Source organism: Pseudoalteromonas sp. H71 (assembly GCF_001468485.1).
Taxonomy (GTDB): Bacteria; Pseudomonadota; Gammaproteobacteria; order Enterobacterales; family Alteromonadaceae; genus Pseudoalteromonas.
On record NZ_LODI01000008.1, the window covers coordinates 8,099 to 25,211 of the forward strand.

Annotated in this window: 15 protein-coding genes; 10 read left to right on the forward strand and 5 right to left on the reverse strand. The window is 41.2% G+C overall.

Annotated features, from left to right (window positions below; translation table 11 throughout):
- The 3 genes from ATS71_RS18840 to ATS71_RS05920 all read right to left on the reverse strand — a co-directional run.
- A partial coding sequence (locus tag ATS71_RS18840; protein ID WP_327078234.1) for a carboxyl transferase domain-containing protein occupies positions 1–354 on the reverse strand: 354 nt, incomplete at its 3' end.
- Between the two features lie 10 nt (positions 355–364).
- A complete protein-coding gene (locus tag ATS71_RS05915; RefSeq protein ID WP_058403978.1) occupies positions 365–1,540 on the reverse strand; it encodes an isovaleryl-CoA dehydrogenase in 1,176 nt (391 codons plus the stop codon).
- Positions 1,541–1,594: 54 nt separating this feature from the next.
- Complete coding sequence (locus tag ATS71_RS05920; RefSeq protein ID WP_010557391.1) at positions 1,595–2,029, reverse strand: MerR family transcriptional regulator; 435 nt, start codon at positions 2,027–2,029, stop codon at positions 1,595–1,597.
- Between the two features lie 330 nt (positions 2,030–2,359).
- Between ATS71_RS05920 and ATS71_RS05925 the strand changes: the two genes are divergently transcribed.
- From ATS71_RS05925 to ATS71_RS05970, 9 genes are all read left to right on the forward strand, one after another.
- Positions 2,360–3,541, forward strand: a complete 1,182-nt coding sequence (locus tag ATS71_RS05925; RefSeq protein ID WP_058403979.1) for a thiolase family protein — start codon at positions 2,360–2,362, stop codon at positions 3,539–3,541.
- A 91-nt stretch (positions 3,542–3,632) separates the two neighbouring features.
- A complete protein-coding gene (locus tag ATS71_RS05930) occupies positions 3,633–5,123 on the forward strand; it encodes a CoA-acylating methylmalonate-semialdehyde dehydrogenase (RefSeq protein WP_058403980.1) in 1,491 nt (496 codons plus the stop codon).
- A gap of 136 nt (positions 5,124–5,259) precedes the next feature.
- Positions 5,260–6,417 (forward strand): acyl-CoA dehydrogenase family protein, encoded by a 1,158-nt coding sequence (locus ATS71_RS05935; protein WP_058403981.1) that lies wholly within the window; start codon positions 5,260–5,262, stop codon positions 6,415–6,417.
- A 10-nt stretch (positions 6,418–6,427) separates the two neighbouring features.
- Positions 6,428–7,213, forward strand: a complete 786-nt coding sequence (locus tag ATS71_RS05940) for an enoyl-CoA hydratase (RefSeq protein ID WP_058403982.1) — start codon at positions 6,428–6,430, stop codon at positions 7,211–7,213.
- Positions 7,213–8,364: an enoyl-CoA hydratase/isomerase family protein gene (locus ATS71_RS05945; RefSeq protein ID WP_058403983.1), complete on the forward strand. Its 1,152-nt coding sequence runs from the start codon at positions 7,213–7,215 to the stop codon at positions 8,362–8,364. The genes ATS71_RS05940 and ATS71_RS05945 overlap by 1 nt, the downstream gene beginning before the upstream one ends.
- A gap of 10 nt (positions 8,365–8,374) precedes the next feature.
- Positions 8,375–9,274, forward strand: coding sequence for a 3-hydroxyisobutyrate dehydrogenase (mmsB, locus tag ATS71_RS05950; RefSeq protein ID WP_058403984.1), 900 nt, complete (start codon positions 8,375–8,377; stop codon positions 9,272–9,274).
- Between the two features lie 9 nt (positions 9,275–9,283).
- Positions 9,284–10,054: an SDR family oxidoreductase gene (locus ATS71_RS05955; RefSeq protein WP_058403985.1), complete on the forward strand. Its 771-nt coding sequence runs from the start codon at positions 9,284–9,286 to the stop codon at positions 10,052–10,054.
- A 736-nt stretch (positions 10,055–10,790) separates the two neighbouring features.
- Positions 10,791–11,804 (forward strand): DUF5924 family protein, encoded by a 1,014-nt coding sequence (locus ATS71_RS05965; protein WP_058403987.1) that lies wholly within the window; start codon positions 10,791–10,793, stop codon positions 11,802–11,804.
- Between the two features lie 136 nt (positions 11,805–11,940).
- The gene (locus ATS71_RS05970; RefSeq protein WP_058403988.1) at positions 11,941–12,525 is read left to right on the forward strand and encodes a lipoyl domain-containing protein; all 585 of its coding nucleotides are present in this window, start codon (positions 11,941–11,943) and stop codon (positions 12,523–12,525) included.
- Between the two features lie 44 nt (positions 12,526–12,569).
- Here the strand turns inward: ATS71_RS05970 and ATS71_RS05975 are convergent, their stop codons facing one another.
- Positions 12,570–14,087 (reverse strand): leucyl aminopeptidase, encoded by a 1,518-nt coding sequence (locus ATS71_RS05975; RefSeq protein WP_058403989.1) that lies wholly within the window; start codon positions 14,085–14,087, stop codon positions 12,570–12,572.
- A gap of 182 nt (positions 14,088–14,269) precedes the next feature.
- Between ATS71_RS05975 and ATS71_RS05980 the strand changes: the two genes are divergently transcribed.
- Positions 14,270–14,944 (forward strand): NADPH-dependent FMN reductase, encoded by a 675-nt coding sequence (locus ATS71_RS05980; RefSeq protein ID WP_058403990.1) that lies wholly within the window; start codon positions 14,270–14,272, stop codon positions 14,942–14,944.
- Positions 14,945–15,086: 142 nt separating this feature from the next.
- Here the strand turns inward: ATS71_RS05980 and ATS71_RS05985 are convergent, their stop codons facing one another.
- On the reverse strand, positions 15,087–17,102 hold the full coding sequence (locus ATS71_RS05985; RefSeq protein WP_058403991.1) for a TonB-dependent receptor: 2,016 nt from the start codon (positions 17,100–17,102) through the stop codon (positions 15,087–15,089).
- Positions 17,103–17,113 lie beyond the last annotated feature (11 nt).

Consider the following 17,113-nt stretch of genomic DNA (forward strand, 5'->3'; position numbering starts at 1 on the left):
AAAGTAGGTGCCGCCTTTAACCGTCGCATCGTTTGCAATGATCATGCATTCAATACCTTTTACACGGCCAATACCAGCTACGACACCTGCACACGGGATAGCTTGCTCATATACGCCAAATGCCGCAAATTGAGAAACTTCTAAAAATGGTGAACCTTCGTCAATTAATGTACTTATACGGTCTCGTACAAATAATTTACCGCGGCCTTCATGGCGCTCTTTTAAAGCAGCGCCACCACCTAAACTAATTGTTGCTACTTTATCGCGTAAATCATCCACCAGCATCGACATGTTTTTATGATTTTGCACAAAAGTAGGATCGTGTGGATTTACGCTCGATTTTAAAATCGTCATAATCTAATCCTTAGCGGCTTTCAGTGAATAGTTCGCGGCCAATTAGCATGCGGCGAATTTCAGACGTGCCGGCACCAATTTCATATAATTTAGCGTCACGTAGTAATCGGCCCGTTGCGTATTCGTTTATGTATCCGTTACCACCAAGAATTTGAATCGCATCAAGCGCCATTTTGGTTGCAAGCTCAGCGGCGTATAAAATGGCACCCGCGGCATCTTTACGCGTTGTTTCGCCGCGGTCACAGGCTTTAGCTACCGTGTAAACGTATGAACGGGCAGCGTTCATTTGTGTGTACATGTCGGCAACTTTGCCTTGAATAAGCTGGAATTGCCCAATAGGGGTATCAAACTGTTTACGCTCATGAATGTAAGGCACTACTATATCCATACACGCTTGCATGATGCCAAGCGGGCCCGCGGCAAGTACAACACGCTCGTAATCTAGACCGCTCATAAGTACTTTTACGCCTTCGTTGAGGTTCCCTAAAATATTTTCTTCTGGTACTTCGCAGTTTTCAAATACTAACTCACAGGTGTTTGAACCACGCATCCCCAATTTGTCGAGCTTTTGCGCTGTAGAAAAACCAGGGAATGTTTTTTCCACAATAAATGCTGTTATGCCTTTAGCGCCGGCGTTTAAATCAGTTTTAGCGTAAATAACCAGAGTGTCTGCATCCGGGCCATTAGTGATCCACATTTTGTTACCGTTTAAAATGTACTTATCGCCTTTTTTCTCAGCTTTAAGTTTCATCGATACCACGTCCGAACCCGCATTTGGCTCGCTCATTGCTAGTGCACCAATATGTTCGCCGCTAATAAGCTTTGGTAGGTACTTTTCTTTTTGAGCTTGGTTACCGTTACGGTTAATTTGATTTACACACAGGTTTGAGTGTGCGCCATAACTTAAGCCAATAGACGCACTTGCACGGCTAATTTCTTCCATTGCAATTACGTGCTCTAAGTAGCCTAAACCAGCACCACCAAACTCTTCAGGCACAGTCATACCTAATACGCCCATTTCGCCCATTTGCGGCCACAGTTGATTTGGAAATGTGTTGTCAATATCGGTCTGTTCAGCAAGCGGCGCAATTTCTTGGCTTGAAAAACTATTTACATGGTCGCGTATCATATCGGCGGTTTCGCCAAGACCAAAGTTCATCTCTTTATAAAGTGAAATAGTGCTCATGATTCATTCCTGTGTGAGTGTGTGTTATCAGTGTGTTTTTGTTTTTAAAATAAACTACTCGTCTATTTTATTAAGTGTGTCTCTGCAGCGTCTTTCCGCGGTAACGAGTTCCATTAAAACAACTTTAATGTCGTCCATTTGTTGCGAAAGGTCGGCCTTTTTCTCTGAAATCAGATCAAGCATTGTGACTAGCTGTTTAGCGCTTGATTTATCAGCGTCATACAATTCAAACAAACGGCCTGTTTCGGCAAGCGTAAAACCTAAACGTTTACCACGTAATATAAGCTTTAGGCGTACTTTGTCGCGCTTAGAATAAATACGGGTTTGGCCATTACGATCGGGTGATAAAAGCCCTTGGTCTTCGTAAAAGCGTATAGAGCGCGTTGTAATGTCAAACTCTTTAGCTAAATCGCTAATGCTAAAAGTTTGTTCATTACTGGTTGGTATAGTGGCAGAACTTGCAAAGTTTGTTTGATTATCTGGTTTCATAGTTGAATTTACCTCATTCGAATAACTCCAATATAAGTGAAGTTTACGTAAAGGTAAAGTGCTGGCTGATATGAAATAAATACAAATGCGGTGGTTAACAGTAAATGCAATTTAAATATTTAAATTACATACACTTAATGTGCGTGGGAGCTGCATTAACTAAAAGTGGCAAAGAAACCTTACAGTTTAAAAAGTATAATTTTAACTGTTTTTAGTTGACGTTAGCGTAAACGTTAGTATTGTGTATGCTTATTAAATAATAATTTAAAACACAATTAATAGAGTAAATATTCTAACAACTATTTACCTTTAAATACAATGGAGTTAGCAATGTCTTTAGAATCAGTGGTAATTGTAGCTGCAAAACGCACGCCTATGGGTGGTTTTATGGGCGCGCTAAGCGATGCTCAGTCTACTGAATTAGGTGCAACGGCTATTGCAAGTGCATTAGCGCAAACCGGATTAAATAGCGACGCAATTGACGAAGTGATTATGGGCTGTGTACTTCCCGCTGGTTTAGGCCAAGCGCCAGCTCGTCAAGCCATGCTTAAAGCAGGGCTCGCACTAAGTACGGGTGCGACTACAATTAACAAAGTTTGCGGTTCAGGACTAAAAGCAGCCATGCTGGCTAACGACTTAATAAAAGCCGGCTCTATACAAACAGCTATTGCTGGTGGTATGGAAAGCATGACCAACGCCCCTTACTTTATTCCAAAAGCGCGTGGCGGTATGCGCATGGGCCACGGTGAAATTAAAGACCATATGATGAGCGATGGCCTCGAAGACGCTTACGATAACAAAGCAATGGGGTGTTTTGCACAAGACACCGCCGACGAGTATGGCATTGGCCGTGAACAAATGGATAATTTTGCGTTAAGTTCGTTAAGTAAAGCGAATGCTGCAATTGAAAACGGCAGCTTTGAAAACGAAATAGCGCCACACATATTACAAACACGAAAAGGCGATGTAACCGTATCGGTTGATGAGCAACCGGGTAATGCACGTCCTGAAAAAATCCCAAGCTTACGTGCCGCATTTAAAAAAGACGGCACAATCACTGCGGCTAACTCATCATCTATTTCAGATGGTGGTGCCGCACTCATACTCATGAGCGAATCAAAAGCCAAGGCTGAGGGCCTAACACCCCTTTGTAGAATTGTTGCTCACAGCACACATTCTCAAAAACCTAGCGAATTTACCGTAGCACCTGTAGGCGCAATGAATAGTGTGCTTGATAAAGCCGGTTGGACAACGGATGACGTTGACCTTTGGGAAATTAATGAAGCGTTTGCCATGGTAACAATGCTTGCTATTAACGAGCTTAAGCTTGACGAAAGCAAAGTGAATGTAAACGGTGGAGCGTGTGCACTTGGCCACCCAATTGGTGCCAGTGGCGCACGTATTTTAGTTACGCTTATTCATGCACTTAAAAATCGTGGCCTTAAAAAAGGGGTTGCTTCTTTATGTATTGGTGGCGGTGAAGCCGTTGCAATGGCAGTAGAAGCTTTCTAAGTACCAATCACATTAAAAATACGCAGCAACATAACAATAATAAAGCTGCGTTATTTTTAAAACTAACACACTAATATAATAGGATTTACCCATGCACCAAGTTCCACTATTAATAGATGGCGAATTTATTAAATCAACTTCCAAAGAGCTAATCGATGTTATAAACCCAGCAAACCAAGAGGTTTTAGCACAGGTTCCTTGTACCACCGATGCAGAAATGGATGCAGCCATTGCTTCAGCCTCTGAAACATTTAAAACATGGAAAGATGTTCCAATCACAGAACGCGCACGCATCATGATGAAATACGCTGCGCTTTTAAAAGAACACCATGACGAGCTAGCCACTATTATTTGTCACGAATTAGGCAAAACCTTTGAAGATGCAAAAGGCGATGTATGGCGTGGTATAGAAGTTGTAGAACAAGCTGCAAATGCGCCTTCGCTGATGATGGGCGAAACAATGGAAAACGTAGCGCGTAAAATCGATACGTATTCATACATGCAACCATTAGGTGTGTGTGCGGGTGTTACGCCATTTAACTTTCCGGCGATGATCCCACTTTGGATGTTTCCGCTGGCAATTGTGTGTGGTAACACATTTATATTAAAACCATCAGAGCAAGACCCTCTAACACCAATGCGCTTAGCTGAACTATTTATTGAAGCGGGTGCACCTAAAGGCGTACTGCAAATTGTTCATGGTACAAAACCACAAGTAGACCGCTTACTAGAAGATAAAGCCGTTCGTGCTATTTCGTTTGTAGGTTCGTGTGGTGTAGGTGCGTACATTTACTCTAAAGGCACACAAAACCTTAAACGTGTACAAGCGTGTGTGGGCGCAAAAAACCATATGGTTATTATGCCTGATGCGAGTAAGTCGCATGTTGTCAATAACTTGGTTGGTGCATCTGTTGGTGCTGCAGGGCAACGTTGTATGGGAATTTCGGTTGCTGTATTTGTTGGTCAAGCGAGTGAATGGGTAGATGAAATAAAAGCAGGCTTTGAAAAAGTACGCCCAGGTTTATGGGACGACAAAGACGCTGCCTACGGACCGCAGACATCAAAAGCGGCAAAAGAGCGCATTTTATCACTTATTGAAAGCGGTAAAGAACAAGGTGCAACCTGTTTAATAGATGGCTCTCACTTTACAGTAGAAGGTTACGAGCAAGGTAACTGGGTTGGCCCAACTTTATTTACAGACGTTACAAAAGAAATGGACTTATATAAAGAAGAGATTTTTGGTCCTGTTTTAGCGTGTATGTTTGTAGACACATTAGAAGAAGCCATCGCCCTAATTAACGAAAGCCCATATGGCAATGGTACTTCACTATTTACTTCAAGCGGTGCAGTTGCACGTAAATTTCAGCACGAAATTGAAGTTGGCCAAGTGGGTATTAATGTGCCAATTCCGGTGCCACTGCCGTTTTTCTCATTTACGGGTTGGAAAGGCTCTTTTTATGGCGATACTCATACATATGGTAAGCAAGGTATTCGTTTTTACACAGAAACAAAAACCATTACCTCACGTTGGTTTGAAGACGATATCGCTTCAGGGCCTAATATGAGCATTAACTTAAAATAATTAATAATCACACACTAAAAATAATAACAAAGACGGGCGCGAAGGTTTTTCACACACACATAAATAAGCCTTCGCCGCTCTTCACTCACAATCCCGTTACGGGAAAACTGACAACACACAACTAAAGAGGTCTACCATGGACTTTAACTTATCAGAAGACCAACAAGCCTTTGCACAAACTGCTCGCCAATTTGCCGAGTCAGAGCTTGCACCTCATGCGGCTAAATGGGATCGCGAGCATATTTTTCCTAAAGACACAATTAAAGCAGCCGGAGAATTAGGCTTTTGTGGTTTATACACACCAGAAGAAGCCGGTGGCCTTGGTTTATCACGTTTAGACTCAAGCATTATTTTTGAGCAGCTTGCGCTAGGCTGTACGGCAACTACCGCCATGCTTACTATTCATAATATGGCTACGTGGATGGTTGCCAGTTTTGGTACCGACGCAATAAAAGATCAATACGTAGAACAATTAGTAATGGGTGAGTTATTAGCATCATACTGTTTAACCGAGCCTGGGTCAGGCTCAGACGCTGCGTCGCTTAAAACCAAAGCAGTACGCGATGGCGACGAGTACGTTATTAACGGCTCTAAAATGTTTATATCGGGCGCGGGTGAAACCGAAGTGCTCGTTGTAATGGCGCGTACTGGTGGCGAAGGCGCTGCGGGTATTTCTGCGTTTGTAGTACCTGCTGATGCAAAAGGTGTTGAATATGGCAAAGCAGAAGAAAAAATGGGTTGGAATGCACAGCCTACACGCTTAATTAGCTTTGAAGATGTGCGTATTCCCGCACATAACTTACTAGGGGCTGAAGGCGAAGGTTTTAAGTTTGCAATGCAAGGCCTTGATGGCGGGCGAATTAACATTGCCACCTGCTCAATTGGTACAGCACAGGCCGCTTTAAATACAGCACGCGAATATTTAAAAGAACGCTCACAATTTGGTAAACCGCTGGCTGCTTTTCAAGCGTTACAATTTAAAATTGCAGATATGAATACAGAGCTTGTAGCTGCTCGCCAAATGGTAAGGCTTGCGGCATTTAAACTTGATACGGGCGACAGCGAAAAAACCACCTATTGTGCCATGGCAAAACGGTTTGCAACCGATGTTGGCTTTACAGTTTGTAATGAAGCGCTTCAAATACATGGTGGTTACGGTTACATAAAAGAATACCCATTAGAGCGCCACGTACGTGACGTGCGCGTACATCAAATACTGGAAGGCACAAACGAAATAATGCGTGTAATTATAGCGCGCCGAATTTTAGCTGAGTCTGCAAGCGAAATTTTATAAGGAGCACGGTATGTCTGAATCAAAACCAAGTATTGAGTTAACCACCCAAGGCCATGTTGCTATTTTAACTATGTCTAACCCGCCAGCGAATACCTGGACAAAAGACACTTTAATTGATTTAAAAAATAAAGTTGATGCGCTTAATAATGATAAAAATATTTATGCGTTAGTACTAACCGGTGAAGGCGAGAAGTTTTTTAGCGCAGGCGCCGACCTTAATGTATTTGCCAGTGGCGATAAAGGCATCGCTGCAGACATGTCACGTGTATTTGGCGAAGCATTTGAAGCATTGACTAACTATAGAGGTGTGTCGGTTGCAGCAATAAACGGGTATGCCATGGGCGGCGGTTTAGAGGTCGCTTTAGCGTGTGATATACGCATTGCTGAACAACAAGCACAAATGGCACTCCCTGAAGCAAAAGTCGGTTTATTACCGTGTGCGGGTGGCACCCAAAATCTCGCTTGGTTAGTTGGCGAAGGCTGGGCAAAGCGTATGATTTTATGTGGCGAGCGATTAAAAGCTGATAAAGCATTACACATTGGTTTAGTCGAAGAGGTTGTTGGCCAAGGTGAGAGTTTTGCTGCTGCGCTTAATCTTGCAAACCTAGTGAGTGAGCAAAGCCCTAGCTCGGTTGCGGCATGTAAAACATTGATTCAAAAAGGGCGCCACCAACCCATGGCGAGCGTTTTACCATTTGAGCGCGAACTGTTTGTTGGTTTATTTGATACTGACGATCAAAAAGAAGGCGTTAATGCCTTTTTAGAAAAACGAAAAGCAAAATGGGTCAATGGCTAATGAGTAATTTAACCTTATTAAATAAAGCGGATGATTCGGTACTTTTTGAGACGGCAACCGCGGCCAATGGCCGTTTAATTGGGCTTATTACACTTAATGCACCTAAGTCGTTAAATGCGCTTAATTTTAACATGATCAAATTGCTTACCCCTCAGCTAAAGGCATGGGCAAACGACGATGCCATCGCAATGGTTATTTTAAAAGGCGCAGGGGACAAAGCGTTTTGCGCAGGTGGCGATGTAGTCAGCTTGTATCATGCAATGGCACAAGGTGAGCCCACAAGTTTAGTTGAAGATTTTTTTACACAAGAATATAAGCTTGACTACCTAATACACACCTTCGCTAAACCTATTCTTGTTTGGGGTAACGGCATTGTAATGGGCGGCGGATTAGGGCTAATGGCTGGCGCAAGCCACCGTGTTGTTACCGAAACTTCACGTATAGCCATGCCAGAACAAACAATAGGGTTATACCCCGATGTTGGCGGCAGCCATTTTTTGCACAACATGCCTAAAAGTGTTGGCTTGTTTTTAGGATTAACGTCAGCGTCTATTAATTGCGATGATGCATGTTTTGTATCGCTTGCCGATCACTTTATCGACAGCAGTCTATATAACACTATGCTAAATACTATTTTAGCCACCAGCTGGGCTAGTACTCCAAGCGACAACCACAGAGTATTAACTAATTTATTAAATCAGTTAAATGCGAAGTCTGCAGATATGCCAAAAGGCAACGTTAAGGCTAATTTAGACACCATTCAACAGTTAGGTGATTTAAGTACTTTACAACAACAAGTGGATTACCTACTAAGTTTAAACACCGACGATAAGTGGTTGCAACGTGCACAAAAATCGTTAAAACATGGTTGCCCACTAAGCTGTGCGTTAGTCAGTGAGCAACTAAAAGCAAGTAAAGATAAAAGCCTTTTAGACTGTTTTAAAATGGAACTAGGTATGTCGGTTAGAGCCGGTGAAGTTGGCGAATTTCAAGAAGGCGTAAGAGCGCTATTAATAGATAAAGACGGCGCGCCTAATTGGCAATACAAAACACTTAGTGATGTACCACAAACAATAATAAAGAGCTTTTTTGCTAACAGATTTGGCGAAAACCACCCACTTGATGACCTAGACACGGCAACACAAAAATAAAGGAAAGACGATGAGTAAACTTAACATTGGTTTTATCGGTTTAGGAAATATGGGCGGTCCAATGGCGGCTAACTTAATTAAAGCCGGCCACAGTGTTACGGCATTCGATTTAAACCAGTCGGTCTTAAATGAACTTGCAAGCAAAGGTGCACACGTAGCTGAAAATGCAAAAGCATGCGCAACCAATGCCGATATACTTATTAGTATGTTGCCAGCGGGCAAGCATGTTAAATCGCTTTATTTAGGCAATAACGACGATAGCGGCTTGATTAATGTGCTTAGTAAAAACACCTTAGTGATTGATTGCTCCACAATAGATGCAGAGTCGGCCCGTGTGGTTGGCAGCGCACTTGGAGAGCAGGGCATTAGCTTTGTAGATGCACCAGTATCAGGCGGTGTTGCAGGTGCAGCGGCTGGCACGTTGACCTTTATTGTGGGTGGTGAACAAACAGCATTTGAAAAAGCACACACCGTATTGGTAGATATGGGTAAAAACATATTCCATGCAGGCGATATTGGTGCAGGCCAAGTTGCTAAAATATGCAACAATATGCTGCTTAGTATATTAATGGCAGGCACAAGTGAAGCAATACAAATGGGTATTAACAATGGGTTAGATCCAAAAGTACTTAGCGACATTATGACCGCAAGTTCTGGTCGTAACTGGACGCTTGAGCTTTATAATCCATGTCCTGATGTAATGGAAACAGCACCGGCTAGTAATAATTATAAGCCAGGCTTTATGGTCGATTTAATGGCAAAAGACTTAGGCCTTGCCATGGAAGCCGCACAGCAAAGTAATTCATCAACCCCTATGGGTTCTATGGCAAAAAACTTGTACACCATGCTCCAGCACCAAGGTGCTGGCAGTGATGATTTTAGTGCCATATTTAAATTGTTTTCAAAGTAGGAAAGTATTGTGGAAATCAAAAATAATACCGTCGTTATTACCGGTGGCGCACAAGGTTTAGGTTTTGCAATGGCGCAAAAGTTTGCCCTAATGGGCGCTAACATTGCGTTAATTGATATGGCGCAAGATCTATTAAATACAGCGTGCGAGCAGCTATCACAGCTTGAAGGTGTATCTGGCACTATAAAAGGCTACGCTGCAAACGTAACCGCAGAGAGCGAAGTAGAAAACGTATTTAATACCATCAACAACGACTTTGGCTACATTGGTGTACTTATTAACAACGCCGGCATTTTACGCGATGGCATGTTTATAAAAGCCAAAGACGGCAAAGTGGTTAAAAAAATGTCGCTTGATCAATTTCAATCAGTGATTGATGTAAACCTCACTGGCGTATTTTTGGCAGGGCGCGAAGCTGCAAGCCACATGATAGAATCAGGTAAAGGCGGGGTAATTGTAAACATGTCGAGCGTAGCGCGTGCGGGCAATATTGGCCAAACAAATTACGCCGCATCAAAAGCAGGTGTTGTGGCACTCACCACTACATGGGCAAAAGAGCTTGGTCGCTTTGGTATACGCGTGGGCGCTATTGCACCGGGTGTTATTAGCACCGCTATGACCGACGTAATGAAGCCAGAAGCCAAACAACGCATGCTAGCAGTAACACCCGTAGGACGTTTAGGTGAAACAACTGAGATAGCTCATACTGCCCAGTATATTATCGAAAACGACTTTTTTACTGGCCGTGTAGTAGAGATAGACGGCGGTATACGTTTGTAAACTCATGTTTATAAACGTATGAGTATAAGTTGATTAAAAAGCACAGCCCTTTGGGCGGTGCTTTTTTGTTTTAAATAATAGCGTTGGCTTATATTTTTAAAAAATATCAATAATTCTGCTTGTGTAAGCGCAACGGTAAGTTTCTGTTGAGGATTGCTTGTGTTCTCGCTGCCACTTTTTTAGTGACTGCTATTTAGCTGGTATATCCCTAAAAGTTGCGTTTTTTAAATTAAACTATTTGAGTGCGTTAGCAGCAAAGAACCAAATGTTACTCTTTTAGCTTTAAAAGCTTTAATTAGTATTTTTATAATTATTGGGTTACTGTTTGCTAAATTCAATTTTTGGAGGCAAGTGTATGGAATTTTTATATCATATTTTAAATTGGGGTTCCCCTTTAGGTTTGGGGTTATTCTTTTTTCTTTCATGTGCTGGCACTGGCATACTATTTTGGGGGTTATCTCAATTTAAAAAAAGCGCTACCACTAATCAATAACGTAGTTTGTTTTTAGTTGGGCCTTTGTTTAACGTTTAATTTATCAAAGGGTTTAGTTAAAACGTTTTATATTTATCTTGCGTCACATAAACAAATTACCAAAAACAGGCCCGCGTTCTTATTTAGTTACTCAATATTAATAATGCTATTAGGCTATCTATGTTCTGTTCATCTATGTTTAGCTAAGCTGTTGTAACTAACTTCATAATAATAAAGTGCATTTGGTACTTATAAAGCGGGCAAATGAACAAATTAAAATCCTTGATTACACAATTTATTACTGCAATGCAAAAACGCCCAGGGTTATTGGCTGTTTTAGCGTTTTTATCGGGCGTTGCAAGTTATGTGCTTGTTGATAGAAAGGAGTCGTTTGCGCAGGTTGTTGCTGTTGTTTTACTTATAAGCTGGTTGTGGTTAATTGTAGATAATTGGCTGCGTGATAAAGTTGAAGAACGATTTGGTGTAAGCGTTTCACCCAATGTAACGCGTTTTGCATTACAAATGATTCAGCAAGAGAGTTTGTTTTTTGCACTGCCATTTTTTTTAGTTGTGACCCAATGGGATCACCCTCAAGCAGTATTTACATCGCTGATTATATTGTGTGCAGTCGCATCAGTTATTGACCCGTTTTACTATAAAAAATTAGCTAAAAATAGAACGCTATTTACGGTGTTTCACAATTTTGCTTTGTTTGTAGTTTTACTTGTTACATTGCCTATTTTGTTTAGCTTAACAACCAACCAAAGTTTAGCTGCTGCGCTAGTTATAGCCGTGGTGTTAACATTACCTAGTCTTACTAATTTAATGCCTAATGCGCCGTGGTGGCGTTTACCTATTTTAGCAATAATTTTATTTAGTTTGAGTGCAGGCGTATGGCAATTAAAAAGCTTTGTACCACCGGCTGCTCTGCACTTAACAAGCATTGCATTAGCGCATGAGGTAAATGAGCAAAGTAAAAAACCGATAGGAAATATTAACACGTTAAATGAACGCTCTTTACATGCAAAAGGGCTTTATACATGGACAGCGGTAAAAGCACCACGAGGACTAAACGAAAAAATATTTCATGTGTGGACACACAATAAAAAGCAGGTAGACAAAATAGCGCTTAATATCAGTGGAGGGCGTAAAAGTGGTTATAGAGCCTGGACACACAAAGTAAATTTTCCACATAACGCGGTAGGAAAGTGGCAAGTTAAGGTTATGACTGAATCAGGCCAGTTAATTGGTTTAACTAAATTTAGGGTGACGCCTTAAACCAAGTTAAATAAAAATGGGCTAAAGCATAAATAATTAATTGAGTCAGTGTGTATTAAAAAATTATTTTTAACTATCAAAGGGGTTGATAGGCTTTAGTGGTAAATTTATTATATTTATTAAGCAAGGAAGGACGATGAACAGTGATGTTTTAATACCTCATTTACCCGAACCAACAATGTCTGCTTTAGTTACAAAAATATATGTGACTGAGGGGCAACACGTAAAAAAAGATGACACATTGCTTGATGTGGAAACGGACAAGATAGTACTCGAAATTGTTGCCACGGCTAACGGAATTGTCACTAAGATAAATATAAATGAAGGTGAACAGGTTAGCTCAAATCAAGTGGTGATGGTGTTTGAATATGACAAAATATCCGAGGAGTTAATACAAGCCCCTTTAAATGACAAACCAGAATTTCAAAATAACACTAGCAACACAGACCAAGTTAGCACCCATGATATTGAGAGCTTAGTCACTGAAACACCCATTTATAATGAAATAAAAAGTGCAGCCCCAACTATTGATGAACCCAAACAGGCTTGCTTGGTTAAACACAATGATACGACACAGACAAAATCTACAATAGATGCAGGTGCAGCGCTATCGAACATAGCCAGCCCTATTGGTGAGAGTAAGGGAGTGTTTTATACGGTTGTTGTACTAGTGATAGGTATTGTTATTGGTGTAACAGCGAGTCGGTTTTTATTTAATTAGTGGGGTAAACGCCAAAAGCATCGGCTTTTGGCGTTTTAATATAATTAGTTAGCTAATAACCATTCGCTTAACAAGCGCACACCATAGCCTGTACCGCCTGGTGATAGTTCGCCTTTGCCTTTTTTAACTAATGCATTTCCGGCAATATCAATATGAACCCAACGCGTTTCCCCAGCAAAATGCTCTAAAAATGTCGCTGCAGTGGTTGCGCCTGGCCCGCCAGAGCCTACGTTTGTTATATCGGCTATGTCTGATTTAAGCATATCTTTGTAACCTAGTGGTAAACGCCATAGGTTTTCATTTACCTGCTTACCAGCAAGTGTTAACTGATTTACGAGTGTGTCGTCTTTTGAGAACACGGCCGCATACTCGTTACCAACCGCACGAATTTTAGAACCGGTAAGCGTGGCTACATCAATCATTATGCTAGGGTTAAAGTGTTTACGTGCATACCACATTGCATCACTTAAAACTAAACGGCCTTCGGCGTCTGTGTTGAGTATTTCAACACTTAAACCTTCTGCGGTGCGAACAACATCGCCGGGGGCTACTGCAAACTGCGAAACCATATTTGCCGCCATGCCCATTACTGCTACAACGTTTTTGTCGGCTTTGGCCATGGCCATTGCTTTAACTGTTCCAAGCACTGCAGCAGCGCCTGCCATGTCCGATTTCATACGTGCGATAGACGCACCTGTTTTAATGCTATATCCGCCCGAGTCAAATGTTATTCCTTTGCCTACCAGTGCAATAGGGTCGTCGTTAGAGCCTTTATAATGAGCAACTACCAAACGAGCACCCTGATCGCTTCCGCGGCCAACGGCTTCTAGTGCGCCCATACCAAGCTCTTTAAGTTGCTCTGGTTTTAAAATTGTAATGGTAACACCTAACGATTCAAGTTCTTTTGCAGTATTTGCAAAATCAACAGGCGTCATTTCGGTGGCGACTTCAGAGGTAAGGTCGCGTGCCAAAAATACACCTGCTTGAATACTTTCTAACTGTTTATACGTTGCAGTTGTTTTTTTTGTGCTGTCGACATCAAACGTGTAAGTCACTGTTTGTGTGTTAGGAGTTTGTTTGTATTTTTCAAAGCGATGATCTCGCAGGTTTGCACCGTGTGCAAAGTTTGCCGCAAGTAAATGGTTTGCATCTACACCCGTTACATCGTCAAATAGTACATTGGCGGTATCGGCTTTGTATTTAACTAACTGAGCGTGAATGTTTCCGCCTAGTTTAGCTATGCGAGCTTTGTTTAACTCGTCTTGTTTGCCTGTGCCAACAACTAATATACGTTTGTAGTTACTGTTTAGTGGGGCAATAAGCTGTGCTGTTTTAGCGTATTTACCTTCAAAATTTTCAACGTCAATTATGCGTTGTAGCTGACCATTGAATTGTTTGTCGAGATTTTTAAATTGGTTGTTTTTTCCATCTTGGCTATAAAACACAATTAATGTGTGTGCGTCGCTGTCTACTTTAGAAGAAAACGAAAACTGTGCTGCTTGTGTATTTAAACTAGCGCTTAGCGCCAGTGTTAAGAGAGAGGCCTTAATTATGTGTTTCATTGTTCACCTAAGATTAATTTAAAACTGTTTTTTACCTATTTTTGCCTGTTTAGTTAAGTGCGATAAGCTGAAACGGCAATTAAGAGCGACGTATAACGGCATCAAAAATACGTTATAAATATGTTTGCATGTGAATGATACTAGGCTTAATGTAAAACAAAGTGTTTACATGGAGTTATATTATGAAGTTTTTATTGTTCTTGGGTACTGTGCGTGAGAGCTCACCACCTAAACCAGTGCGTCTTGGAAATAGAGTAAGTAAAGCATGTTTATTGTGTTTGCAGTCACACTTTAGTGAACATGAATTTGAAATAATTGATGCGTTAGATTACCCAAACGATCCTGTATTCAAACCTCACTTTGCATACACACAGCAAAATGCCCCGACTAAACTTAACAATTTGGCCGATAAAATTAAATCTGCTGATGGCTACATAATGATTAGTCCAGAATATAATCATTCGATGAGCCCTGCATTAGCTGATCTACTCAATCATTTTGGTAGTTCACTGTTTTCATATAAACCCAGTGCTATTGTTTCTTATTCTGCTGGGCAGTGGGGTGGGGTTCGAGCTGCGATTAGTATGCGCACTTTTTTATCAGAACTTGGGTGTTTGCCAGTATCGTCGATGATTCATGTTCCAAAGGCACAGGATGTGTTTAACGAACTTGGTGAGTTTGCTACTGAAGATGACCAGACATCGTGGTTTAACTATTTTTCTCGTACATTTAATCAATTAATATGGTGGGCTGAAGCCGCTAAAATACAGGCTGAGTGTAAAAACCCCCATAAAATGATTGAAAGCTTTAAAACAGATCCCGCGCAGCGAAATGCGCCTAAAGCAACTACTAATTAAGTTTTTGTAATTTCAATTGTTATATTTTTACTGTTAGGTTCATCAAAGAGTAGAGAAGCCGGTTAGGCGTAATGTAGCAAATAAGACCCCAATCATACCGGCACTGTATTTATATACAGTGTCGGTATGGCGTTAATGAATACTAGAACAATAAACTGAGTGTTAATCGCGCTGTTCTAGGTTCTATTGGGTGAAAGTGATTATCTTCAACGCCTTGTGCGGGCTCACCGGGTAAACGCGATGCGTAATAGTAGTCTATATCGTGGTCGGTACTGTTAAATAAGTTAAGTAATTCAAAGTCTACTTTCCAATGGGTTTGCTTATAGCTTACTGAGCTATTAACAACCGTTAAAGGGGTCGAGCGTTTATCTCCGTCGTCAGTTAATGTACGCTTGCCAATATGACGCACTCTAATTGATGATTGCCATTGTTCAGTTAAGTGCCAATTTAAACCAGCACTTGCTACAACGGGTACAGCGCCTTCTATGTAATTATTTTTGTCATTTATATCTAAGCGCGAATGTGTAAACGAGGCTTCTAAATCAATACTAAATTGGTCGTTAACCCAGTAATACGCACTCATTTCTAAACCATAGCGTTTAGACGCATCACTGGGTTCTGTGTTACCAGCATCACCTACAAATAATAATTCTGAGTCGAGTGTTAGCCACCATAAAGCGGCGGATAAATTAAAGTTGCGATCATCGGCAAAACGCAAACCTACTTCAGCACCTTCACTTTTTACCAATAAATCTACTTGCTCAGCCAGCTCACCTGTAACTGGGTCAACATTAATTGTAGAGCCACGCGCATCATTTGAATGAAAAGATTGCCCCCAATTAGCATATGCGGCTAGTAAATCAGTAAAGCGATAATTTACACTCCCTTTAAAACTGACTAAATCATCGTTTGCTTTACCTGAGTTTGCACCAGTATTACTGGTCACGTTTGTATCAAAATAGTCGTACCTCACACCAGCAGTGGCCTCTAATTTTGGGGTAAATAAAAATTTAGATTCCCAATAGCTTGAGTAGCTTGTTTGTTTTAGTGCGTCTTGCCTTACCGTGCTAAGTCGCTCTCTTGCTTGCGTGTTATAAAGTCCTACGTTGTCTATGTTGTCGTGTCGAATCTCAATCCCTGTGGTGTGTTGCATGTTTATATCTGATGTTTTAGTTTCGAACTGATAGCTTATATTGGTGCCATAAACATTGCGGCTATCTTGCTGATTAAACTGATCGCCATTAATAGGATCATTTAAAAAATAGCTAAAATTTGAGTACAGGTTTAAATCGTAATTAATTACATATGCGCTGGCTTTAACATGTTCTCCTTGCCAATTACTTGATAGGCTATAACGGCTAGAGCTGCCCCCCAGTGTGGTATCAAGAGATCCTAATTGTGTTATTAAACTTTGCGAGACGGCACGCTGTGGAATTTGGTCTGCTGAATTCCATATATTGTCGTATGCCATAGCACTTAGTGATAGGTCACCATTAAAAGCTTTCCCAACATAGCGTAGCAGGGCATTTTTTTTATTTACGTCTTCGTTTATGTCATCCCACGGGCCGTCGTAACCTTGCCATTCTGCTGCTGCAATAATTTTGCCTTTTGTTAAGTTAGTAGAGCCCAAGACAACAGCACGTTTATAGTTGTCCTCTCCTATGCTGAGTTCTATTTGTTGATGCTTTAGATTATCAGCCAATTTAAACTGTGCGCTACCTGCGGATGAAAAGTCACCTTGGCTTGCGCTATAGGAGCCTTTTTTATAATTAATTGTGGAAATAGACTCAGGAATTATAAAGTTTAGGTCGGTATATCCTTGGCCGTGGCCATGGCTTCGCATATTTATGGGCATACCATCTATGCTGGTGGCAAAGTCGGTGCCATGGTCTAAATTAAACCCTCTAATAAAGTATTGGTTTGCCTTACCTGAACCACTGTGTTGAGTTACCGCCATACCGGGTATTAGCTCTAACATTTCGGCGCTTCTTAACATCGGCCGTTGGTCAATTTCACCTTGGCCAATAATACCGCTTGATGCACTGATGGCTTCGCCTATTAAGCCGTCTCGGTGGCCATATACAGTTAACTTTTCTATGTTTGCATGACCATAGGCGCTATATAATGTGCCGACAGTTAAAATTGCTAATGTTTTCATCCTTAAAGTTC